The organism is Mesorhizobium sp. CA5, assembly GCF_020165105.1.
GTDB lineage: Bacteria > Pseudomonadota > Alphaproteobacteria > Rhizobiales > Rhizobiaceae > Mesorhizobium.
This window is the reverse complement of the sequence record NZ_JAIUHJ010000002.1, coordinates 315,422-337,894: the sequence shown is the minus strand read 5'-3', so window position 1 is coordinate 337,894 and position 22,473 is coordinate 315,422. Positions and strand designations below refer to the sequence as shown.

Sequence of the window (22,473 nt, the reverse complement as noted above, 5' to 3'; positions counted from 1 at the left end):
TCAGCTGTTGACGCGAGGCAAAATGCGTCAGCCGCGAGATCGTTCCTGCCCAATTGGTCGCGGGTTAGCCTCAGGACTTACGGCTGCGCCGTGCCAAAATGTTCGCCACCAGCAAAAGCAGGATGGATAGCGCCATCATTAGGGTCGCCGCGGCAGTGATGGCGGGCGAGAGTTTTTCGCGCAGGCCGATGAACATCTCGAGCGGCATGGTGCGCTGGCTGGCGCTGGCCAGGAACTGCACGACAACCACTTCGTCAAAGGAGGTGACGAAGGCGAAGGCCGCGCCCGAAAGCACGCCGGGCAGAATCAGCGGCAGCATGACGCGGAAGAACGACGTCAGGGGTTTGGCGCCGGAGATCGCCGCGGCTCGCATCAGATTGCGGTCGAAGCCGGTCAGGCTAGCGCCTACCGTCACCACCACGAAGGGGCTGGCCAAGGCGGTATGCGCCAGGATGATGCCGGCATAAGTGCTGGCGAGCCCAACGCGGGCGTAGAATAGATAGGAACCGACGGCTGTGATCACCACCGGCACGATCAGCGGCGAAAGAAGCAGCGGCATGATAATGCGCCGACCCGGAAACTTCTCGTCGGAAAGCGCGATCGCCGTTAGTGTCCCGAGCGTCGTCGCAATCACCGTCGTCCCGAGGGCGATGATCAGGCTATTGCCGATCGCCGACTGCCAGCGCTGGGTGCCGAGCACGACCTCGTACCAGCGCGTCGAGATGCCCTCCAGCGGGAAGATGAAGAAGGCGCCGCTGTTGAAGGAGAGCGGCACCGGGATGAGGATCGGCACCAACAGGAACAGGATGACCAGCCCGCACCAAATCCACAGCAGTGTGATGCGGATGCGTTCGCCTGTTGTGGGATAGGGAGAGAGCAGCATGGGCTACACCAGCTTCAGGCGGTCGAGGCCGAGGACGCGGGCAAAAATGCCGAACAGCGCCAAGGTGAAGACGAGCAGGATGAAGGACAGCGCCGCCGCCATCTCCCAGTTCAGTTCGACATTGACGTAGTTGGCAATGAAATTGCTGATCAACTGGTCGCTTGCCCCGCCTATCAGCGCCGGCGTGATGTAGTAGCCCAGGCACAGGATGAAGGTGAGCATGCAACCGGCCATTACGCCAGGGAACACCTGTGGGATATAGACGCGACGGAAGGCGGTGAAAGGCCTGGCGCCCAGCGAGTAGGCGGCCTTCATCTGCGAGGCCGGAATGGTGCGCATGACGCTGTAGATCGGCAGCAACGTGAACGGCAGCTGGATATGCGTCATGGCGATGATCAGGCCGACGCGGCTGTACATCAGGTCTAGCCGGTCGCTGGTGACGCCGATCAGGAGCAGGAAATCATTAACCAGGCCGAACTTCTGCAAAAGCACCGTCCAGGCCGCGGTACGCACCAGGATCGATGTCCAGAACGGCAACAGCACCGCGACGATCAGGATGGCGGCTAGCCCCTTCGGCACGTTGGCGATGAGATAGGCGAGCGGAAAGCCAAGGATCAACGTTGCTAACGTCACCGACGCCGCGACGAAGAAGGTGCGCAGGAACACCTGGATGAAGATCGCCTGCTCGGGCGGCTCCCGCTCGATGCCGCCATCGGCGTTCCAGCGCAGGTCGAGCGCGCTGAGCAGGTAGAACGAGGTGAGGCTGCTTGTGCCGCTCCGGATCGCCGGCCAGGTCGATGGCGCCGACCAGAACGGCACCGATTTCATGGCGTCGAGCGCGGCCTGGCCATCGGCGCTTTCGAGCTTGCGCACCGTCTTCAACACCTGGCTGCGGGCCCCAGGCAGCCGCGCGTTCAGGCTCTTGGCCAGTTCATAGGCCGTGCCCTTGGCCTGGTTTTCCTTGAGGTCCGCCGCCAACGCGGCGAAGGCTTCGTCGCCGGGTAGGCCCTGGCCGTTCCAGCCGGCCAGGGCCTCGGTCGTCTTGGGCAATGCATCCGCGATTGTCGGATCATAGACCGCGCGCGATAAGAGCAGCACGATCGGTATGCCGAAGCTCAGCGCCAGAAGGACCAGCAGCGGCGCCGCCAGCAGCAGCGAGCGCATCCGGTCGCCGAATTCGGCGCGCCGGAGCGCCGCCGACACGGATTTCAGATCCGCGTCGGCGGCTGACCGGTCGCGGGCCAGCGTCGGCCGGTCGATTTCGCTGGGCTGGAGCGCCGACATCTCGCCTTCCTACTGCGCAAGCCAAGCGTTGAAGCGCTTGACGAGATCCTCGCCGTAGTCGCCCCAGAACTCAGTGTCGGCGACGAGATAGGCGCCGGCGAGATGATCGGGAGCATTGGGTAGTTTCGGCAGCGCGTCGGTTGCGACGAAGGACGCCGCGTCGGTGCGCACCGGCCCATAGGTGATGTAGCTTGCGAGCTTGGCGTTGTTCTCGGGCTTGCTGATATACGCGAGATATTTGTAGGCAAGCTCCGGATTGCGCGCGCCCTTCGGAATGCTGATCATGTCGTATTCGAGGATCTGGTTGTTCCAGACGATCTTGAACGGCTTCTTGTCGGTGTCGATCGCGTTCTGGATGCGGCCGTTCCAGGCGGTGGTCATCACCACTTCCCTGGAAGCGAGAAGCTGTGCCGGCTGCGCGCCGGCGTCCCACCAGACGATGTCCTTCTTGATGGTGTCGAGCTTCTTGAACGCACGGTCGACGCCTTCCGGCGTGGCCAGTACCTTATAGACCTCGGCGGGTGCGACGCCGTCCGCCATCAGCGCCCATTCGAGGTTCTGCGCCGGGAACTTGCGCATGGCGCGCTTGCCCGGGAATTTCGTCGTGTCGAAGAGGTCGAGGACCGAGGTCGGAGCTTCCTTCAGCACGGTGGGGTCATAAGCAAGGATATCGCCGTAAGCATCGAGACCGACTCCACAATCCAGCGCCGAGCCTTCGATGAATTTGTCGCGCGGCCCGATCTTGGAATAGTCGAGCCGCTCGAGGATGCCGGCGTCGCAACCCTGCAGCACCGTCGCGGTCTCGACCGTCACCAAGTCGATCGGCACATTGCCGGTCTCAACCATCGCTTTGACCTTGCCGAGATCGCCAAGATACTCCTGCTCCAGGATTTTCGCGCCGGTCTCCTTGCTGAAGGGCTCGAACCAGGCCTTGCGCTGCGCGTCCTGCCAGGCGCCGCCGCTCGCCATGATCGACAATTCGTCTGCGAAGGCGGCGCCGGTCATAGCCATGCAGGCTGTGGCGGCCGCGAGCGCGAATAGGCGTGTTCTCAACTGTGTCATTGCATTTTCCCCTGTTTTGGAATGGCGCCGCCCGTTCCGGCATCGGCCGGGAAGGCGCGGCAATCGTTGGGCGCGCAGGAGACCGCCACGGTCTCGCCATTCGCCATCGTCACTTCGGGGCCGACCTTGACGGTCAGCACCTGGTCGTTGGCGAGCCTGGCCAGCAGGCGCAGGTGATCGCCGAGATAGATGCGCCCATCGACTGTCGCGGCCAGCGCGTTGCCGCCATTGGCGGCACTCGACAGGCTGAGCCGCTCGGGCCGGACCGCGACATGGCAGGCGCTGCCTTCCGCGACGCCGACCGCCAGCGCGGTGATCTCGCCGCCGCCATTCAGCCTGACGCGGCACTCTCCACCCGAGACGCGTTCGACCACGCCTTCCAGCGTGTTGTTCTCGCCGATGAAGCTCGCCACGAATGAGCTTTGCGGGGTGTTGTAGAGATCGTCTGGCGAGCCCAACTGGGCGATGCCGCCATTGTTGAACACCGCGATGCGGTCCGACATCGTCAGCGCCTCGCTCTGGTCGTGCGTGACATAGACGATGGTGACGCCGAGCATGGTGTGGATCTGCTTGATTTCGAGCTGCATATGCTCGCGCAATTTCTTGTCGAGCGCGCCGAGCGGCTCGTCCATCAGCACCAGGTTCGGCTGAAAGACCAGCGCGCGAGCCAGCGCCACGCGCTGCTGCTGGCCGCCGGAAAGCTGCGTCGGGCGGCGATCGCCGAATTGCTTCAGCCGAACCATGTCGAGCGCGCGGCCCACACGGGCCGCGATGTCGGCCTTGCTCACCTGGCGGACGGAAAGCGGAAAGCCGACATTCTCCTCTACCGTCATATGCGGGAACAGCGCATAGTTCTGAAACACCATGCCGATATTGCGCTGGTAAGGCGGCAGCCGATCGACCGGCTGGCCCTCTAGCGTGATCGTGCCATGCGTCGGTCGCTCGAAGCCGGCGAGCATATTGAGCGTGGTGGTCTTGCCGGAGCCGGATGGGCCGAGCAGCGTCAGGAACTCACCGCGCGCGACGGCAAGGTTCATCCGCGTCACCGCGAAGCTGCGTCCGTCATAGGACTTCTCGACGTCGGCGAATTCGACAAAGTCTTGGTTGGCGCTTGCCGACACGACGGTCTGGCCGGCGCTCATCGCGCGCCTTCCCGGCTGCCGCGGGGCGATTCGGTCTGCTGCTTGCGATCCATGCCTCGTCCTCCCGGAACCGGCCCGCTGAACAGGAAGCGTCCGGCTTGTATGATCACACAATAAGGCTGAAAGCGACCATAGATGCAGACAACTTTCACCGTCAAGCGCAAAAATGCGACGTTGTGTGATAATTTTGATCGGATTGAGTGCCGTACAATCTCTATTGTATGGATCGTTGTCTTATGCTAGATGCCCGACAAGTGAGACGTCAGCCACAGTTCGAATCCCTCATGCTCGAAAATCTTCGCCTCACCGAGGATGAAAGTCCGGTCTATCGCCGTCTTGCCGACGCGATCGCCGAACGCATTGCCGAGGGCACGCTTGCCGTCGGCGACCGGCTGCCGCCGCAACGCGAGATCGCCCGTGCATTGGGCATCAATGTCACGACCGTGACGCGGGCACTGTCCACCTTGCAGGAGCAAGGCTTGCTCGAGGCGCGCCCCGGGCGCGGCACCACGGTCGCCGCCCGCGACATTGTCGAACGTCCGGGATTCGTGTCGGCGCCGAGCGACCAGAGCGGCATCGTCGATCTTTCCGTCAACAGGCCGCCCACGTCAGCCTATCTCGACGCCGTCGCGGCGCTGATGCCGCGCCTTTCCAAGGATCGTCACTACGCCTCGCTGCAGGATTATCATCCGCCAGAGGGGCCGCTTTGGGGCCGTGTCGCGGTCGCCGATTGGCTGAAATCGGTCGCCGGCGATGGCGATCCCGGCCGCGTCGTGCTCGCAGCCGGCGCCCAACACGGCCTCGACTGCGTGCTCGGCGCCGTCACCAGGGATGGCGAAGTGATACTTGCCGACGAGGTGACCTATCAGGGCATCAACGCGCTGTGTCGCGTCCATGGTCTCGATCTGCGTGGCGTCGCGATGGATCGCGGCGGCATGCGTCCGGATGCCTTCGAGGCAGCTTGCGTTCAGCTCCGCCCCCGTGCCGTTTTTCTGGTGCCGACACTGCACAATCCGACGACGATCACGCTGAGCGAGGAGCGGCGGCACGAATTGGCGGCCGTCGCACGCCGTCACAACGTGCTGATCATCGAGGACGACGTCTACCGTCCATTGGCCGACGATCCGCCGCCCTCCTTCGCCAGCCTCGAGCCGGAGCTGACGATCCATCTCGGCGCATTGTCGAAATGCCTAGCGCCCGGCCTGCGCCTCGGCTTCGTCATCGCCCCGCGCCCGATCGCCGGCCAGGTCGCCGCGGCGCTCCGCATCAATTGCTGGAGCATCAGCCCGCTCACGGCGTTGATCGGCGCCAGGCTGATCGAGGAAGGGGCTGCCGCCCGCATCATCGACATCCAGAAGCAGGAGTTGCGCCAGCGCCAGGCGATCTTGAGCGAAATCCTCGGCCGTTTCGACGTTCAAAGCAACCCGATCTCGACGCATGCCTGGCTGCGCCTGCCCGAGCCCTGGCGTGGCGCCGGCTTTGCCCGCACCTGCCTGGAGCGCGGCGTCGCCGTGCTGCCGGGCGACGCTTTCGCCGTCGGGCGCGAGCCGGTGCAGCACGGCGTGCGCATCAATGTCGGCGCGGCGCGATCGCAGGAGGACCTGCGTTCGGCGCTGACCATCATGGCCGAGCTGCTCGCCGCTGGCCATCTGCAATTGCCGGGCTTCGTCTGAGGCCATGACCTCCGCGCCGAAATCAGTCGAGATCGCCATCATCGGCGCCGGCGTCGTCGGGCTGGCTACGGCCTTGCGCCTTGCAAGCGAAGGACGCGAGGTCCTGGTCATCGACCCGAACGAGCCCGGCTCGGGCGCTTCGTTCGGCAATGCCGGCACGATCGCCGAATATGCCTGCATGCCGGTCGGTAATCCTGGTGTGCTGCGCGCGCTACCGAAACTGCTGCTCGATCCCGACAGCCCGTTCTCGCTGCGCTGGGCAGCCCTTTTCCAGCTCGCGCCATGGCTGGTTCGCTTTGTTCGCCAATCGCTGCCGGCGGCAACCCGAGCCAATGCGCTGGCGCTAGCCGGCCTCCTCGCCGAAGCCCTGCCGGCCTGGGGCGAAATGGTGCAGGAGGCCGGGCTTCAGGATCTGATGCGCCGAAACGGCTGCCTCTATGTCTACCGTCGCGACAGCGATTTTGCCGCCTCCGAGGGCGGACGGGCTTTGCGGGCCGAACTCGGCGTCCATCAGCAGGTTCTGACCGCCGATGAGGTGGCCGCGCTGGAGCCGCGGCTCGCGGCGTTCGAGGCCAAAGGCCTCTATTTCCCGGATTCGATCAATGTCAGCGATCCCAGGACGGTGATGGCGCGGCTGGCGGCAGCCGCTGCCGCCAAGGGCGCTCAATTCATGCGCGCGAGCGTGACCGGCCTCGCAGCGGGTGCCGGCGTGCGGCTGAGCGGCCCAGGGCTTGTCATCGCGGCGCAAAAAGTGGTGATTGCGGCTGGCGCGCGATCCCGCCCGCTCACGGCCCAGGCCGGCGACCGCATCCCACTGGACACCGAGCGCGGCTACCATCTGGAGTTTCCGACCACGGCACCTTTGCTCAACCGCCCGGTCTGCCCGGTCGATCTCGGTTTCTATATGACGCCGATGGACGGCAGGCTCCGGGTTGCCGGCACTGTCGAGCTCGGCGGGCTCAATGCGCCGCCCAATCCGCGCCGGCTGGCGCTGCTCGGTCGCGGCGTGCGGCAGTTTTTCCCCGACATCGGCAAGCCTTCGTCGCAATGGCTGGGCTTCAGGCCCTCGCTGCCGGACTCTCGCCCAGTGATCGGACCCTCGACGAAATCGCCTGATGTGATCTATGCCTTCGGCCATGGCCATCTGGGGCTGACGCTGGCCCCGGTGACAGCACGCTGGGTCGCCAGCTTAATCGCCGGCCGATCCCTGCCATCGGCCGCCGATTTTTCCGCGGCGCGTTTCGGCTGAACGGCCGAGTCTGGCAATCGATTCCGATATGTGGAAGTGCGAGCCTGTGGAGCGGCCTAAGCTTTCGGCCAGCCGATAATCAAATCAACTTGATTTTCTAAAGTGGCATTCTAGGGTTGGTAACTATCTCATGATCCCCAAGAAAGCCATCTCCGGCACCAATCTCGAGCAGGCGAAATCGCACAACCGGCGTGTGGTGATCGAAGCGATCCGCATCAATGGCGCGCTGTCGCGGGCGGCGATCGCGAGGCTGACGGCGCTGTCGTCGCAGACCATTTCCAACATCGTCGAGGAATTGGAAGCGGCCGGGCTGCTGCAACCTGAAGCAACGCTGAAAGGCGCGCGCGGCCAACCCGCCATCCCCTACTCGGTCAACCCCGATGGCGGTTATTCGATCGGCCTGCAGCTCGACCACCAGCTGGCCGTCGGCGTCGTCACCGATCTCTCCGGCACCGTGCGCGCGCGCATCGAGAGAGATGTCGACCGCCCGACTCCCACGCAGGCCATGCCGCTGCTAGCTGCGATCTCGAGCGACCTGATCGCAACCAGCCGGCTGGACCGCACGAGACTGCTCGGCATAGGGATGGCAATGCCCGGGCCGTTCGGCGTTGAAGGCATGACTTCGGTCGGCCCGACCGCCCTTCCCGGCTGGCAGGACTTTCCGGTGGCCGAAGAACTGGAGCGCCTGACCGGCATCGCCGTGATCGTCGAGAACGACGCCACAGCGGCGGCAGTAGGCGAGCGACTTTATGGCGTTGCCCGCAAGCTCGACAGCTTCGTCTATCTCTTCATCGGAACAGGCCTCGGCGCCGGCCTCTTCCTCGACGGCCATCTCTACAAGGGCAGCCGCCACAATGCCGGCGAGATCGGCCACATCATCGTGCGGCCGGGCGGCCTGCCCTGCGACTGCGGCAAGCGCGGCTGCCTGGAGCGTTACGTCTCGCTGCGCGCCGCCTATGACAAGCTCGACCTGCCGGATCCCGATCATGCCTCACCCGACCTGCTGGAAGAGCTTCTGGCAAGCGGCGACAGCCGCTTCGAAGCATGGCTCGCCGAGGCGGTCGAGCCGTTGCGGCAGGCGATCGACGTCCTTGAAATGGCGCTCGATCCCGAGACCGTCGTGCTCGGCGGCTTCATGCCGCTGCCGGTGATCGAGGCACTGGCCGGCCGGCTGGAACCGCTCCATCTCTCGGTGAGCTCGACCAGCGCCCGTACCACGCCGCGCGTCGTGGTCGGCGCCGCGGGAAAGGACACATCCGTCCTCGGCGCCGCGGCCCTGCCGATCTTCTCGGAAACCAACCCGCAATTCGACGTGCTGCAGAAGCCGGTGGGCTGACACGTCGGCGTTGAGCCAGGTTCCTACGAGGAACCGGGTGCCGCAGCGGTCACCCGCCACACCGTGTTGCCGACATCGTCGGCGATCAGCAGCGCGCCGGACTTATCAACGGCAACACCGACCGGACGGCCTCTCGCCTCGCCCTTGTCGTTGAGGAAGCCGGTGACGACATCCTGCGCCATGCCGTTGGGATGCCCGCCGCTGAACGGCACGAAGACGACCTTGTAGCCGTTGAAGCGGGAGCGGTTCCAGCTGCCATGCTCGCCGACAAAGGCGCCGCCGCGATAGGATTGCGGCAGGTTGTTCGCGGTATAGAAGGCAAGCCCGAGCGGCGCGACATGCGAGCTCAGCGCGTAGTCCGGCGGGATGGCCTTCGCCACCATGTCGGGCCGCTGCGGCATCACGCGCGGATCGACATGCTGGCCATAGTAGCTGTAGGGCCAGCCATAGAAGGCGCCGTCCTTCACCGAGGTCATGTAGTCCGGCACCAGGTTCGGCCCGAGCTCGTCGCGCTCGTTGACCACCGTCCAAAGCGCCTTGCTTTCAGGTTCGAACGTCAGGCCGTTTGGATTGCGCAGCCCGCTGGCGAAAATGCGCGAGCGGCCGGTGGCGCGGTCGACCTCCCAGATCGCAGCGCGGTCCTTCTCGGCCTGGATGCCGTTCTCGGTAATGTTGGAGTTCGAGCCGACGCCGACATAGAGCAGCGAACCGTCTGGGCTCGCCACCAGGCTCTTCGTCCAGTGGTGATCGATCGGCCCGCCCGGCAGTTCCGTCAGCACCTTGCCCGGCGCCGTGATCTTCGTGTCGCCCGGCTGATAGGGATAGCGCATGATGGCATCGGTGTTGGCGACATAGAAGTCGTTGCCGACCAGCGCCACGCCGAAGGGCGCGTTGAGATGGTCGAGGAACACGCCCTGGTAATCCGGCTTGCCGTCGCCATTGGTGTCGCGCAAGATCGTGATGCGGTTGCTCGGGCCGGTGTCGCCGCCGGAGGTGACCCAGCTTTCGACCAGACCCATGACGATGTCCTTCGGCCGCTTGACCGACGCTTCTTTCGGCGCCTTGGACTCCACAACCAGGATGTCGCCATTGGGCAGCATGTAAACCGAACGCGGATGCTGAAGCCCCTTGGCCATCGCCTCGATCTGCAGGCCTTGCGCGACCGTCGGCTTTTCATCGTTTTTCCAGCCGACCACCGAGGCCAGATGCATCGGCGGGAATAGGTATTGCTTTATCTCCGGCAGTTTCGGATTCGGGCCGATCTGCGCGCTCGGGTCGGTGTTGTCGTCGCTGCAGCCGGCGACGCCCAGGATCATTGCGCAGCAAAGCGCCGCCGTCGTCCATTTGATTGCGCTGTCAAGTCGTCTCATCGGCCACTCCTACATGATGGCGATAGACCAGAGCCCAGCCGAGCCAGCCGGTGAAGATCAGGATGATCACCACCAGCGCCGACAAGATCAGCCCGGTCGGCACCACGGATGTCCAGGCGTCGCGCGTGTGGACGAGCATGTTGAAGAAGGACAGCGCGAGCACGACGAGGTTACCCCCCATGTGCAGCCATGCAGTCGGCTGAGCGCGTATCCTGCGGTCCCCAAGAAAATCGGTAAGCCCTGCAATGGCGGCCAAGATGGCGACAATGACACCCACGGTCAGCAGCCAGGCCGAGAAATTGGCCCAGGTCATTTCCGCTGTCCGCCAGTAGGCAATATCGGTGAGCAAGGTCCCGACGAAACAGGCGATCGGGATGGTGACAAGCATCGGATGGATGGGATGGCCGGCAATGCTCGCCGTGGATTGCGGATTTTCCATGCGGAAGCTCCTTTCCGCGCTGCAGCTTGGATGTAACAGCGCAAAAACGCGAATGTTCCGCCGGAATTTCTCGCGCTCACTGGAAGGTGAACGACCGATTGTCAGCCCGCAGGCTACCGCTGGCTAGGCCTTCGCGGCTTGGTCAGCTCCGCGGGTGGACCTGCGGTATCACCTCGTCGAGCGAGCGCTCGAACGCATCGACCAAGGCGTCGACCTGCGCCTCGGTGATGATCAACGGCGGACAGAAGGCGATCGCATCGCCCATATTGCGCGAGATGACGCCGTTCCGCTGCAGCAAGCCGTTGACCAGCGCGCCGAGCGCTGCCGGTTTGCCCCAGGGAGCCTTGGTTGCCTTGTCGGCGACGAGCTCGACGGCGGCGATGAGACCGACGCCGCGCACCTCGCCCACCAGCGGATGCGAGGCGAGTTGGCTGAGTCGCGCCTGCAGATGCGCGCCGACCTTGCGCGCATTGCCGACCAGGTCGCGCTCCTCGATCAGCTTGATATTCTCCAGCGCCACGGCGGCTGCGACCGGATGACCACCGCCGGTGAAGCCGTGGCCGAAGGTGCCGATGCGGTCGCTCTCGTCGGCGATCGGCTCGAACACACGATCGTTGATCAGCAGCGCCGAGATCGGCAGGTACGATGACGAAATCTGCTTCGACAGCACCATGATGTCGGGCTTGATGCCGAAGGTGTGCGAACCGAACATCTCGCCGGTACGGCCGAAGCCGCAGATCACCTCGTCGGCCACCAGCAGGATGTCGTATTTCGCCAGCACCGCCTGGATCTTTTCCCAATAGCCGGCGGGCGGAACGACGACCCCGCCGGCGCCCATGATCGGCTCGCCGATGAAGGCGGCGATCGTTTCGGGACCCTCGGCAAGGATAAGCTTTTCCAGCTCCTCGGCGAGTCGCGCGGAAAACTGCTCCTCGCTCTCGCCAGGCTCGGCGTCGCGCCAGTGGTGCGGTGTCGACGTGTGCAGGATATTGGCGATCGGCAGGTCGAAGGAGAGATGGTTGTTGGGCAGGCCGGTCAGGCTTGCCGACGCGATGGTGACGCCATGATAGCCGCGCTTGCGGCTGATGATCTTCTTGCGCGCCGGCTGTCCAAGCGCGTTCGATCGATACCAGATCATCTTGATCGCGGTGTCGTTGGCCTCGGAGCCGGAATTGGTGAAATAGGCCTTGTTCATCGGCACCGGCGCCATCTGCACCAGCTTCTCCGCGAGATCGATCAGCGGCGAATGCGCCTTGGAGCCGAAGTCGTGATAGAAGGGCAGCTTCGACATCTGTTTTGTCGCCGCCTCGACCAGCCGCTTTTCCGAGAAACCGACGGCGACGCTCCACAGGCCCGCCATCGCCTCGATGTAGCGGTTGCCGGCAATGTCCTCGACATAGATGCCGTCGCCCTTTTCGATGATCAGCGGACCGGTTTCCTGATGCTTGCGGGCGTTGGTATAGCCATGCATGTGATAGCGGATGTCGCGGGCTTCAGGCGAATTCGGTGTGGCGTCCATCGTGATGGCTCCTGTGTGCAGGCGTCAAAGCGGAAATAGGACCGCTCCTCTGATCGAAAAGTCCTAAGATTCCGCCTTGCATTGTGGCGGTTGATGCCTCATCGCGCTGGCTGATCGCAAGAGCCGCGACGTCGGGATCGATAGCGCCAACAAGCTTCGGCCTGTCTCGGCAATGATATAAGTGACGCGCAGCAGGATCAGGACGTGGAGCAGGTCGATTGCATCATCGCGGGCGCCGGCGTGATCGGTCTGGCGATTGCGCGCAAATTGGCGGCGCTGGGCCTCGAAACCCTGATCGTCGAAGCGGCGGACGCCATCGGCACCGAAACGAGTTCGCGCAACTCCGAAGTCATCCACGCCGGCATCTATTACCCGCAGGGTTCGCTGAAAGCCCGGCTCTGCGTCGCGGGACGCGATATGCTCTATCGCTACTGCGCCGACCATTCGGTCCCTCATCGCCGCTGCGGCAAGCTGATTGTTGCGACCGACGAGACGCAGGAACCGGTGCTGGCCGCCATTCGCGCCAACGCCAACACCTGCGGTGTCGATGACCTGCGCTTCCTCACCGCCGAGGAGGCGCAAGCGCTGGAGCCGGCGCTGCATTGCACCGCAGCACTACTCTCGCCCTCGACCGGCATTGTCGACAGTCACGGGCTGATGCTTGCCCTGCTCGGCGATGCCGAGGGGAGCGGCGCAATGCTCTCGCTCAACACCCGCATCGTCTCCGGCCGCGTCGAGCCCGGCCGCATCGTGCTGCGGACGATGGATTCCGCGAGCGGCGCAGAGTTCGAGATCGCCGCACCGCGTCTCATCAACGCGGCCGGCCTCGGCGCGGTCGCGCTTGCCGGCTCGATCGAAGGCTTCGGCCGGCAATTCCTGCCGGCGCTTCGCTACGCCAAGGGCAATTATTTCTCGATTGCCGGGCGGGCGCCGTTTTCACATCTTGTCTATCCCGTGCCCGAGCCTGGCGGCCTCGGCGTCCATCTGACCCTCGACCTTGCCGGCATCGCGCGTTTCGGACCCGACGTCGAGTGGACGGACACAATCGACTATCGCGTGGACCCGGCGCGCGGCGAGCGCTTCTATGCCCAAATCCGCAAATACTGGCCCGATCTGGCCGACGACAGCCTGCAGGCAGCCTATAGCGGCATCCGGCCGAAATTGTCAGGGCCGGGCGACGCCAACAGCGACTTCGTGATCCAGGGTGCCACGACGCATGGCATCGAGGGCCTTGTCAATCTGTTCGGCATTGAAAGTCCCGGCCTGACCTCCAGCCTGGCGATCGCCGACCATGTGGCGCGCGTCGTCACGTCATAGATCACGCAAGCCGCGCTGCATGCCACTTCAGATGATCGTCCATGAAGGTCGAGATGAAGTTGTAGGAATGGTCGTAGCCTTCCTGCATGCGCAGGGTGAGGTCGATCCCTGCCTTCTTGCAGGACTCTTCGAGCAGCCATGGGCGGAGGCCATCCTGCAGGAAGCCGTCCGCCGTACCCTGGTCCACCAGGAATTCCGGATATCGCTTGCCATCCTCGATCAACAGTGTCGCGTCATAGGCGCGCCAGGTCTTTTCGTCCGATCCGAGATATTTTTCGAAAGCCGGCCGCGACCACCCGGCCGTCGACGGCTGCACGATCGGCGCGAAGGCCGAGCAGCTCCGGTAGCGGTGCGGATTCTTGAGCGCGATCGTCAGCGCGCCATGTCCGCCCATCGAATGGCCGAAGATGGCCTGGCGTGACATGTCGGCGGGGAAGTTGGCGGCGACGAGCGCCGGCAATTCCTCGGCGATATAGGAATACATTCGGTAGTTCTTCGCATAGGGCTCTTGCGTCGCGTCGAGATAGAAGCCGGCGCCGCAGCCGAACTGCCAATTGTCCTTTTCGTCCGGAACGTCGGGTCCGCGCGGGCTGGTGTCGGGACACACGACGACCAGCCCGAGCTCGGACGCCATCCGCCGGTACTCGCCCTTGTCCATGACATTTGCGTGCGTGCAGGTGAGGCCCGACAGGTACCACAGGACCGGGAGCCGCCCGTCCTTGGCTTGCGGCGGTACGAATACCGCAAAGGTCATGTCGCAGGCGCAGCCTTCGGAAGCGTGCGAATAGACGCCCTGGATTCCGCCATGCGATTTGGAGATGGAAACGACCTTCATCAGCCCTGCCTCTCGCGGGAAAATCTCAATCCGGCATAACCGCCGGTCGGAGCCTGCGCAACCGTACGCTTGGCAAAACTGTCGAGGCGATGGAACAGCCCGGCGCTCGTTAGCCCCGCCGGAGCAACAGCGGCCTGTGCCGCCGCCCATCGATGCATCGCCGAGGGGAAGACGCGCGTTGCACGTCCGATTATCTGAACGCCCTTCTGGCTTTCCTTGTTTGAGGTCGTCGGCCGCGGGAGTAATAGTCGCGTCGGAATTCATGAGGAGGAGACAATGACGCTGAACTTCGACCCGAGGGCGAAGGCCGCCATGCTCTACCATGGCGAATTCCGGCCGATGTTCATCGGCGGCAAGTGGGTCGCGGCGCAATCCGGCCAGCAGATGCAGGCGCTGAACCCGGCGACGGGCGAAGTGCTGGCGACGGTGCCGCGCGGCGGAGCCGCCGATATCGACGCTGCGGTGGCCGCGGCACGCGCGGCCTTCGAGGGCCCCTGGTCGAAATTCTCGCCTTATGAGCGGCAATGCGTGCTTCTGCGGATCGCCGACCTGTTCGAGAAGCATTGGGAAGAGCTCAGCGTCTCCGACACGCTCGACATGGGGTTGCCGATCACCCGCACGCTGGCCAACCGGCGCCGGGTCATCGGCATGCTGCGCTTCTATGGCGGCATGGCGACCGCACTGCACGGCGAGACGATCGACAATTCCATCCCCGGCGAGATCGTCACCTTCACCCGGCGCGAGCCGGTCGGCGTCGTCGGCGCGATCATTCCCTGGAATGCGCCCACTGCCGCCTCGATCTGGAAGATCGCGCCGGCTCTGGCAACCGGCTGCACCATCGTGCTGAAGCCGTCGGAGGATGCCTCGCTGACGCCGCTCTTGATCGCGAGGCTGATGCAGGAGGCCGGCGTCCCAGACGGCGTCGTCAACATCGTCACCGGGACGGGCGCCGAGGCCGGCGCGCGGCTTGCCGAGCACCCGGACGTCAACAAGATCGTCTTCACCGGCTCGACGCTGACCGGCCAGGCGATCGCCCGCGCCGGCGTCGCCAACCTCAAGCGCATCTCGCTCGAGCTCGGCGGCAAGTCGCCGATCATCGTCTGCCGCGACGCCGATATCGACAAGGCCGTCCCGGTCGCGGCGATGGCGGTGTTTGTGCATTCCGGTCAAATCTGCATTGCCGGCTCGCGCCTGTTCGTGGCGCGCGAGATCCATGACGAGTTCGTGCGCCGGGTCGCCGAGTTTGCCGGCAAGCTTCGCGTCGGCCACGGCATCGAGGCGGAGACGGAGATCGGGCCGCTGATCAATGCAAGGCAGGCCGGGAAGGTGGAAGGCTACATCAAGGCGGGCAGCGACGAAGGCGCCAAACTGGTCGCCGGCGGCTCGCGGCTGACGGGCGAGCTCTATGACGGCGGCAACTTCATCGCCCCGACCGTCTTCGGCGCGGTGTCGGACAAGATGACGATCGCGCGCGAAGAAATTTTCGGGCCGGTCATCTCCGCGATGCCCTTCGACACGCTGGATGAGGCTGTCGCGCGTGCCAACGCGACGCCTTACGGCCTCGCGGCCGGCATCTTCACCACCAATCTCGGCGCCGCGCACAAGCTCGCACGTCGCGTCAAGGCCGGCTCGGTCTGGGTCAACATGTATCACGCCATCGACCCGGCCGTGCCGTTCGGCGGCATGAAGATGTCCGGCTACGGCCGCGAAGGCGGCATCGAGCATCTGCACGAATACCTTGAGACGAAGGCGGTCTGGATCCAGACAGATTGATATTCAGGTGAAGCCGGCCCGCGACGCTCGGTTTCTTAGGCCTGCGGCGGCTCGCCGGCATAGGCGCGCGCAATGAGAGCCCGGATCGGTTCCCGCTCCAGCGCCCGCGGATTCCAGTACGGATTGGCCAGCGCACGATCCGTGGCGATGTCGATCCCGTCTGACGGCATGCCTATCTCGGACAGGGCGCGCCTGGCGCCGATCCGGCCGGCGAGATCGTAGAGAGCCGTGGCAGGATCATCCGCCTTCAGCACGGTCCGCAGCGTTTCCATGACGGCCGGAACCGCGGGCGCGCTATAGGCCAGCGCATGCGGCAGCACGATCGTATGGGTCTCCGCGTGCGGCAGATCGAAACTGCCGCCGAGCGTGTGGCAGAGCTTGTGGTGCAGCGCCATGCCGACCGAGCCGAGGCAGATGCCGCAGAGCCAGGCGCCGTAAAGCGCCTCGGAGCGAGCGTCGCGGTCATGCGGGCTCCCGGCGATGACCGGCAAGGCGCCTACCAATGCGCCGATGGCCTCAACGGCCATCAGATTTATCAGCGGGTTGCTTTCCCTGGCATAGAGCGCCTCGACCGCATGGGCGATGGCGTTCATGCCGCTCGTTCCCGACAAGGAAGCAGGAAGCGTCATCGTCAGGTCGACGTCGTAGATCACCACTTCCGGCAGCACCTTCGGGCTCGACTGGGTGACCTTCACGCCATCCTTCGTCTCGCCGAGGATCGGCGTCATTTCCGAGCCGGCATAGGTCGTGGGCACCACGATCTGCGGCAGGTCTGTGCGCAAGGCGATCGCCTTGGCGAGGCCTGTCGTGGAGCCGCCGCCCACCGCAACCAGGCCGTCGGCCTGGAGTTCCTTCAAGACCCGCAGCGCGTCCTCGGTCACCGACACCGGCGTATGCATCGTCGCCTTGGCGTAGATCCCGGCAGCGGTGCCGCCCAGCGATCCGGCAAGACGCCGGGCATCAGCCTCGCGCGGCGGCGTTGCCAGCACGAGCACGCGTTTCAGCCCGAGCCGGTCGATCTCTTCCGGCAATCTTGCGATGGTGCCAGATCCGAAGACGACGCGTGCCGGCTGGCTGTTATAGACGAAGCTTTTCATCGAGCCTCTCCTCCGTCAGCCGCGATTCTCGACACGCAGCAGGAAGGGATTGATGCCGACGCTTTGCCAGACATTGGCGGCATTGAACGGATCGGTCAATTAGTGTCCAATATGGACAGACGCTAGCCGGATGCCGTCGTGACGGCTTGCGACGAAGAGGCGCGCTGACCGACAGCGTGCGCGGTCCGGGATTGTTCGCGGCCGGAAGCGGATATTGACCGATCGCGTCGTGCGGTCGGGAACAAGCGCAGCCGCGAGATCGCCGTGACGTCAGGCGATCCGCTGCTCGAACTGCGCGATATCCGCGCTCTTGCGCAGACCCGTCGCGACGACGGACACGCGGAACTTTCCGGCCAGTGCGTGGTCGAAGATAGCGCCGACGATGATGTCGGCATCGGCGTCGACTTCTTCCCTTATCCGTGTCGCGGCTTCATCGACCTCGAACAGCGTCATGTCCATGCCGCCGCAGATTGATACCAGCAGCCCCCTGGCGCCGGACATGGAGGCTTCATCGAGCAGCGGATTGGCGATCGCCGCCTCGGCTGCGATCTTGGCGCGCCCCTCCCCGGAGGCCTCGCCGGTTCCCATCATCGCCCGGCCCATGTCGCGCATCACCGACTTCACGTCGGCGAAATCGAGATTGATCAGGCCTTCCTTGACGATCAGGTCCGTGATGCAGCCGACACCCGCGTAGAGAACGCGGTCCGCCATGGCGAAGGCGTCGGCGAATGTTGTCCTGGCGTCCGCGACCCTGAAGAGGTTCTGGTTTGGAATGACGATCACCGTGTCGGCGCTCTCGCGCAGCCGTTCTATGCCTTCCTCGGCCGCCTGGGTTCTGCGCTTGCCTTCGAACACGAAAGGCTTGGTGACCACGGCCACCGTCAAGATGCCGGCGTCGCGTGCGGCACGCGCAATCACGGGCGCGGCGCCCGTCCCGGTGCCGCCGCCCATGCCGGCGGTGATGAAGCACATATGCGTTCCCGCAAGGTGATCCATGATCTCGTCGATGGATTCCTCCGCGGCGGCGCTGCCGACCTGGGGCAGCGATCCGGCGCCGAGGCCCTCGGTCACATGCGCGCCCAGCTGGATCAGCCGCGACGACTTCGACATGGTGAGCGCCTGCGCGTCGGTGTTGGCGACGACGAACTCGACGCCCTGCAGCCCTTCGGCGATCATGTTGTTGACGGCGTTGCCGCCGGCGCCGCCGACCCCGACAACAGTGATCTTGGGCCTCATCTCCAGGATTTCCGGCTTGGCGGTCATGTTCTCATCTTTCTACCGTAGGTACTGCTGCTCCGCCGCACGATCGTGCGGAACCGGAACAACAAGCACACGAATCAGGCGATCCCCACCAACCGCAGGGAATCAGAGCAGGCGCCTCCCTGCAAGGTCCGCTGACATTCTGCAAGCGCAAACGCTCCGGCCGGGAGCTGGAAAGCGTCTGGACGCCCGGATGATTCGAGCCGGCGTCGTTGCAAGAAATTCTATTGCGTCACCGAAGTCGAGGTGCCCCAGGTGTCCGACAGCACGTAGCCTTGCGGATAGGGATCGGTCGGATCGAGATAGTAGTTGTGCTCTCCTGTGATCCAGGCTCTGCCCGTGATCTGCGGCACGATCGCCTTGCGCCCGGCGATTTCGGTGAGGTCGAGGATCTTGCCGGTGAAGCGCGAGCCGATGATCGATTCATGGATCAGCACCTCGCCTTCCTTCATCTGGCCCCGCGCCTGCAGCACAGCCATACGGGCCGAGGTGCCGGTTCCCGTCGGGCTGCGGTCCGAGCGCCCAGGCGAGACGATGCAGGTGTTGCGCGTAACGTTGCCCGGCCCTTGGAACGGCATCACGAATTGCACGATGGACACACCGCGCACATTGTCGAACTGCGGATGCACGACATCGAGCTGCTCGCGCGCCGCACGGCGGACTTTCTCGCCGACCACGGCCAAGTCACGCGCCTCGTCGGGCGTCACCGAGAAGCCGAGCGCGGGCGCATCGACAATCGCGTAGAACATGCCGCCATAGGCGATATCGGCCTTGATCGTGCCGAGCCCTTCCACCTCGATATGGGCATCGAGGCGCTCGGCGAAGGCTGGCGCGTTGCGGAAGGTGATCGACAGGCATTTGCCGTCGCTGCATTCGGCGCGCACCTCGATGACGCCGCCGGGCATATCGAGCTTGAACCGCGTCTCCGGCTCCTGCATCGGCACCATGCCGGTCTCGAGCAGCACCGTGGCGACGCAGATCGTGTTGGAGCCGGACATCGGCGGATATTCGGTCGGCTCCATGATGATGGCGCCCGCGGCGCAATCCTCGCGCGTCGAGGGCAGCAGCAGATTGACATGACGGGCAACGCTGCCGCGCGGCTCGCAGATCAGCATGCGCCTTATATGGTCGTGATCGCGTTCCATCGTGATCATCTTTTCCATCATCGTGCGGCCTGCCGGCGGCAGCACGCCGCCTACGATGACATCGCCGATCTCACCCTCGGCGTGGCAGCCGACGACGCGGATGCTGGTTCTGGTGCGCATTGCTTTTCTCCCCGTCCGCCGCGACTATCGGCCTGTTTCATGTTCCGGCGGCCGGCGCGCAACCACGACCTGACACGCGCACTCGAGCCAGCCTGCCGATGGCGGCCCGAAGGATACCATCGCCCATTGGCGGCGCCATTATGTCTTTGCGGATTTCGAGAGCCGGGCGCGAAGCCGAGCCCGTTTGGAAGTCAAGCCAGCCCGAACCGCTCGACGGCGCGCATGATGCCGCGCAGTTCGGCGAGGCCCTTGAGCCGGCCGATCAGCGAATAGCCCGGATTGATCCTTGTCTTGCCGATGTCGTCGGCGAGGAGGTGCCCATGGTCCGGCCGCATCGGAATGCGCCAGTCGGCGCGGCCTTCCTTGCGGCGGCGCGCTTCTTCCTGCATCAGCGCGAGGATGACATGCGCCATGTCGGTGCCGCCCTCGAGGTGCTCGGCTTCATAAAAGGAGCCGTCGCCCTCGATGGTGACGTTGCGCAGATGGACGAAATGGATGCGCTCGGCGAACTCCTTGACCATGGCGACAATGTCGTTGTCGGCGCGCGTACCGTAGGAGCCGGTGCAGAACGTCAACCCGTTGGCCGGGCTGTCGACGGCATCGAGGATGAAGCGCGCATCCTCGGCGGTCGAGACGATGCGCGGCAGACCGTAGAGCGAGAATGGCGGATCGTCGGGATGGATGCACATGCGCACCCCCTCCTCCTCGGCCACCGGAATGATCTCGCGCAGGAACCAGGCGAGGCTCTCGCGCAATTCCTTCGGTCCGATTGCATCATAGTCAGCCAGGGCCTCGCGAAAGCTGTCGCGGTTATAGGCGCGCTCGGTGGCGGGCAGGCCGGCGATGAGATTGCGCTCGATCCTGTCGATCTTCTCGTCGCCGAGCTCCTTCAGCCGCGCTTCCGCCTCGGCGATGCGGGCAGGCGTGTAGCCGGCCTCGGCATTCCGGCGCTTCAGCACGAACAGATCGTAAGCGGCGAAATCGATCGCATCGAAGCGCAGCGCGTAACCCGTCGTCGGCAGGCGGTAGGCCAGATCCGTCCGCGTCCAGTCGACCACCGGCATGAAATTGTAGCAGATCGTCGCGATACCGGCCTTCGCCAGGGCGCGGATCGTGTCCTTGTAGAAACCGACATAGCGGAGCCGCTCCGGCGAACCGATCTTGATCGAGTTGTGGACCGGAATGCTCTCGACCACCGACCAGGTCAGCCCCGCCGCCTCGATGATGCGCTTGCGCTCGAGGATGTTTTCCAGCGGCCAGACACGCCCGTCATAGATGTCGTGCAGGGCCGAGACCACGCCTGTCGCACCCGCCTGCTTGACATGATCGAGTGTTACCGGATCGTCCGGGCCATACCAGCGCCAGCACTGTTCCATTGCCGCTTTCCTCCGCGAGGTGGGCAACTTATTGTTGGACGACAACGAGAGTCAAATAGGCCCGCGACAGGCTGGCTTACGCCTATCTGATGAGCCGCCATCTCGATTTCGCCCTGCGTTTTCTGCCGAAAGAACCGGCCCCGAGACGTGACCAAAGGAGTTCAGCAATGAAGGATTTTGACGGCAAGGTCGCGCTGGTGACCGGAACGACCGGGATCGGTCTCGCAACTGCCAGGCGCCTCGCCGCCGGGGGCGCTGCGATCGTCGCCTGCGGCATCGACCGTTCGGCCAATGCCGCGATGCGAGCGCAGTTGGAAAGCTCCGGGGCCGGCGCGCTGGTAGTGGACACCGACGTCTCCGTGCCGGACCAGGTCCGCGGGGCCATCGCGGCCGGCGTCGAGCGTTTCGGCGGCCTCGACGTGATCGTCAATTCGGCGGCGGTCCATCCCTATGGAACCGCGACGACGACCGACTGGGAAACCTGGAACAACGCGATGACGGTCAATGTCGGCTCGATCTATCTGACCGCCCATTTCGGCATTCCGGAAATGATCAAGCGCGGCGGCGGCGCCATCGTCAACGTCGCCTCGGTGCAGGGTTTCGCCTGCCAGCAGAACGTCGCCGCCTATGCCACCACCAAGGGCGCCATCCACACGCTGACGCGTTCGCTGGCGCTCGACTATGCGGCAGCCGGCATCCGGGTCAATTCGGTCAGCCCCGGCTCGATCCGCACGCCGATCCTCGAGAAGGCCGCGCGCGGCGACAACGGCAGCGATGCCGACGTCGAGGAAGCCTACAGGCGCTTCGGCGCGGCCCATCCGCTCGGCCGCATCGGCGAGCCCGAGGAAGTGGCGGAGCTGATCGCCTTTTTGTGCTCTTCCAAGGCCGGCTTTTGCACCGGCGCGGACTACAAGATAGATGGCGGCCTGACCGCCGGCATCGGCGTGAAGTGACCATGAAGATCGATCTTGGCCTTTACCGGGAGTCGCGCCAAAGAGGAGCGTTCCCGGCTCTATGCGCACGTCGCCGATCTAGTCGACGACCTTGCCACGCCGTGGCGCGTCAGCGTTGCTGTTGCTGCACCCCGACTGTCGGATCAGGCCACGAGTCGGCGCTGCCGACCGACGCCAACCGCCTTCACCCGCTGGCTCCGGCTGGCGGTGGTCCGTCTGTCAGATGCCTGTGGGTCTCGAAAATGCGTAACTTTTCAGGGTATCCTAGCCGCAGCGTCGTGTTGCAGCGGGGGCATCTGAAAGTGGCAATGACCTTGAACCATGAGCCCTTGCGGATGATTGGATGCTCGCATCTTGGACAATCAAATCTGAGATATTCGTGATTTAAGCTCTCTGGGATCGGCAATCAAATTACCCCCGATTGATGCAGATCCCCCATCGCAGGTGATGGTGGGCATCCACGAACTGGCAATGAAGAGACTATGCTCGCCAGCACCCACCAATGGACTTCTCTGGAAGATGTTTCGTGGCCGGGACCTATGAGTTGCCGGGTAGGACGTTGGTCTCACTCAGGGTCCGACTGACGGACAAGCACAGCTGTTCGCGCAACAGCGCAGGCTCTCCCTCGTTGCCAAATCGC

The 22,473-nt window shown here is 64.5% G+C and carries 18 protein-coding genes; 6 read left to right on the top strand and 12 right to left on the bottom strand.

What is annotated here, in order from left to right; all coding sequences use genetic code 11:
* Positions 1 to 70: 70 nt before the first annotated feature.
* The 4 genes from LB529_RS04470 to LB529_RS04455 are packed head-to-tail and all read right to left on the bottom strand — an operon-like array spanning position 71 to position 4,371.
* The gene (locus tag LB529_RS04470; RefSeq protein ID WP_140838984.1) at positions 71 to 883 is read right to left on the bottom strand and encodes an ABC transporter permease; all 813 of its coding nucleotides are present in this window, start codon (positions 881 to 883) and stop codon (positions 71 to 73) included.
* A 3-nt stretch (positions 884 to 886) separates the two neighbouring features.
* Positions 887 to 2,167: an ABC transporter permease gene (locus tag LB529_RS04465; RefSeq protein ID WP_224710350.1), complete on the bottom strand. Its 1,281-nt coding sequence runs from the start codon at positions 2,165 to 2,167 to the stop codon at positions 887 to 889.
* Positions 2,168 to 2,176: 9 nt separating this feature from the next.
* On the bottom strand, positions 2,177 to 3,229 hold the full coding sequence (locus LB529_RS04460) for an ABC transporter substrate-binding protein (protein ID WP_224710349.1): 1,053 nt from the start codon (positions 3,227 to 3,229) through the stop codon (positions 2,177 to 2,179).
* The gene (locus LB529_RS04455) at positions 3,226 to 4,371 is read right to left on the bottom strand and encodes an ABC transporter ATP-binding protein (protein WP_224710348.1); all 1,146 of its coding nucleotides are present in this window, start codon (positions 4,369 to 4,371) and stop codon (positions 3,226 to 3,228) included. The genes LB529_RS04460 and LB529_RS04455 overlap by 4 nt, the downstream gene beginning before the upstream one ends.
* A 284-nt stretch (positions 4,372 to 4,655) precedes the next feature.
* On the opposite strand from LB529_RS04455, the gene LB529_RS04450 reads away from it, so the two are divergent.
* The 3 genes from LB529_RS04450 (at position 4,656) to LB529_RS04440 (ending at position 8,629) form a co-directional block, all read left to right on the top strand.
* Positions 4,656 to 6,044: a PLP-dependent aminotransferase family protein gene (locus LB529_RS04450; protein WP_224710347.1), complete on the top strand. Its 1,389-nt coding sequence runs from the start codon at positions 4,656 to 4,658 to the stop codon at positions 6,042 to 6,044.
* Positions 6,045 to 6,048: 4 nt separating this feature from the next.
* Positions 6,049 to 7,293 carry an NAD(P)/FAD-dependent oxidoreductase gene (locus tag LB529_RS04445; RefSeq protein ID WP_224710346.1) on the top strand — a complete coding sequence of 415 codons (1,245 nt, stop codon included), beginning with the start codon at positions 6,049 to 6,051 and terminating at the stop codon, positions 7,291 to 7,293.
* A 130-nt stretch (positions 7,294 to 7,423) separates the two neighbouring features.
* A complete protein-coding gene (locus LB529_RS04440) occupies positions 7,424 to 8,629 on the top strand; it encodes an ROK family transcriptional regulator (RefSeq protein ID WP_224710345.1) in 1,206 nt (401 codons plus the stop codon).
* Between the two features lie 23 nt (positions 8,630 to 8,652).
* Here the strand turns inward: LB529_RS04440 and LB529_RS04435 are convergent, their stop codons facing one another.
* The 3 genes from LB529_RS04435 to LB529_RS04425 all read right to left on the bottom strand — a co-directional run bounded on the left by LB529_RS04435 (position 8,653) and on the right by LB529_RS04425 (position 11,957).
* Entirely contained in the window at positions 8,653 to 9,945 is a 1,293-nt protein-coding gene (locus LB529_RS04435) for a PQQ-dependent sugar dehydrogenase (RefSeq protein WP_411962432.1), read from the bottom strand.
* Between the two features lie 40 nt (positions 9,946 to 9,985).
* On the bottom strand, positions 9,986 to 10,438 hold the full coding sequence (locus LB529_RS04430; RefSeq protein WP_224710343.1) for a DUF2231 domain-containing protein: 453 nt from the start codon (positions 10,436 to 10,438) through the stop codon (positions 9,986 to 9,988).
* Positions 10,439 to 10,580: 142 nt separating this feature from the next.
* Entirely contained in the window at positions 10,581 to 11,957 is a 1,377-nt protein-coding gene (locus LB529_RS04425) for an aspartate aminotransferase family protein (protein WP_224710342.1), read from the bottom strand.
* A 204-nt stretch (positions 11,958 to 12,161) separates the two neighbouring features.
* On the opposite strand from LB529_RS04425, the gene LB529_RS04420 reads away from it, so the two are divergent.
* A complete protein-coding gene (locus tag LB529_RS04420; RefSeq protein ID WP_224710341.1) occupies positions 12,162 to 13,274 on the top strand; it encodes an NAD(P)/FAD-dependent oxidoreductase in 1,113 nt (370 codons plus the stop codon).
* A gap of 1 nt (position 13,275) precedes the next feature.
* Here the strand turns inward: LB529_RS04420 and fghA are convergent, their stop codons facing one another.
* A complete protein-coding gene (gene fghA / locus LB529_RS04415) occupies positions 13,276 to 14,109 on the bottom strand; it encodes an S-formylglutathione hydrolase (RefSeq protein ID WP_224710340.1) in 834 nt (277 codons plus the stop codon).
* A gap of 276 nt (positions 14,110 to 14,385) precedes the next feature.
* Here fghA and LB529_RS04410 point away from each other — a divergent pair, with 276 nt between their 5' ends.
* Entirely contained in the window at positions 14,386 to 15,882 is a 1,497-nt protein-coding gene (locus tag LB529_RS04410) for an aldehyde dehydrogenase family protein (protein WP_224710339.1), read from the top strand.
* 35 nt (positions 15,883 to 15,917) lie between these two features.
* Here the strand turns inward: LB529_RS04410 and LB529_RS04405 are convergent, their stop codons facing one another.
* From LB529_RS04405 to uxuA, 4 genes are all read right to left on the bottom strand, one after another.
* Positions 15,918 to 16,979 (bottom strand): maleylacetate reductase, encoded by a 1,062-nt coding sequence (locus LB529_RS04405; RefSeq protein WP_224710338.1) that lies wholly within the window; start codon positions 16,977 to 16,979, stop codon positions 15,918 to 15,920.
* A 270-nt stretch (positions 16,980 to 17,249) separates the two neighbouring features.
* Complete coding sequence (gene ftsZ / locus LB529_RS04400) at positions 17,250 to 18,242, bottom strand: cell division protein FtsZ (protein ID WP_095769817.1); 993 nt, start codon at positions 18,240 to 18,242, stop codon at positions 17,250 to 17,252.
* 221 nt (positions 18,243 to 18,463) lie between these two features.
* A complete protein-coding gene (locus tag LB529_RS04395) occupies positions 18,464 to 19,504 on the bottom strand; it encodes a proline racemase family protein (RefSeq protein ID WP_224710337.1) in 1,041 nt (346 codons plus the stop codon).
* 191 nt (positions 19,505 to 19,695) lie between these two features.
* The gene (gene uxuA, locus LB529_RS04390; protein ID WP_224710336.1) at positions 19,696 to 20,880 is read right to left on the bottom strand and encodes a mannonate dehydratase; all 1,185 of its coding nucleotides are present in this window, start codon (positions 20,878 to 20,880) and stop codon (positions 19,696 to 19,698) included.
* 167 nt (positions 20,881 to 21,047) lie between these two features.
* Here uxuA and LB529_RS04385 point away from each other — a divergent pair, with 167 nt between their 5' ends.
* Positions 21,048 to 21,833 carry an SDR family NAD(P)-dependent oxidoreductase gene (locus LB529_RS04385; RefSeq protein WP_224710335.1) on the top strand — a complete coding sequence of 262 codons (786 nt, stop codon included), beginning with the start codon at positions 21,048 to 21,050 and terminating at the stop codon, positions 21,831 to 21,833.
* Positions 21,834 to 22,473 lie beyond the last annotated feature (640 nt).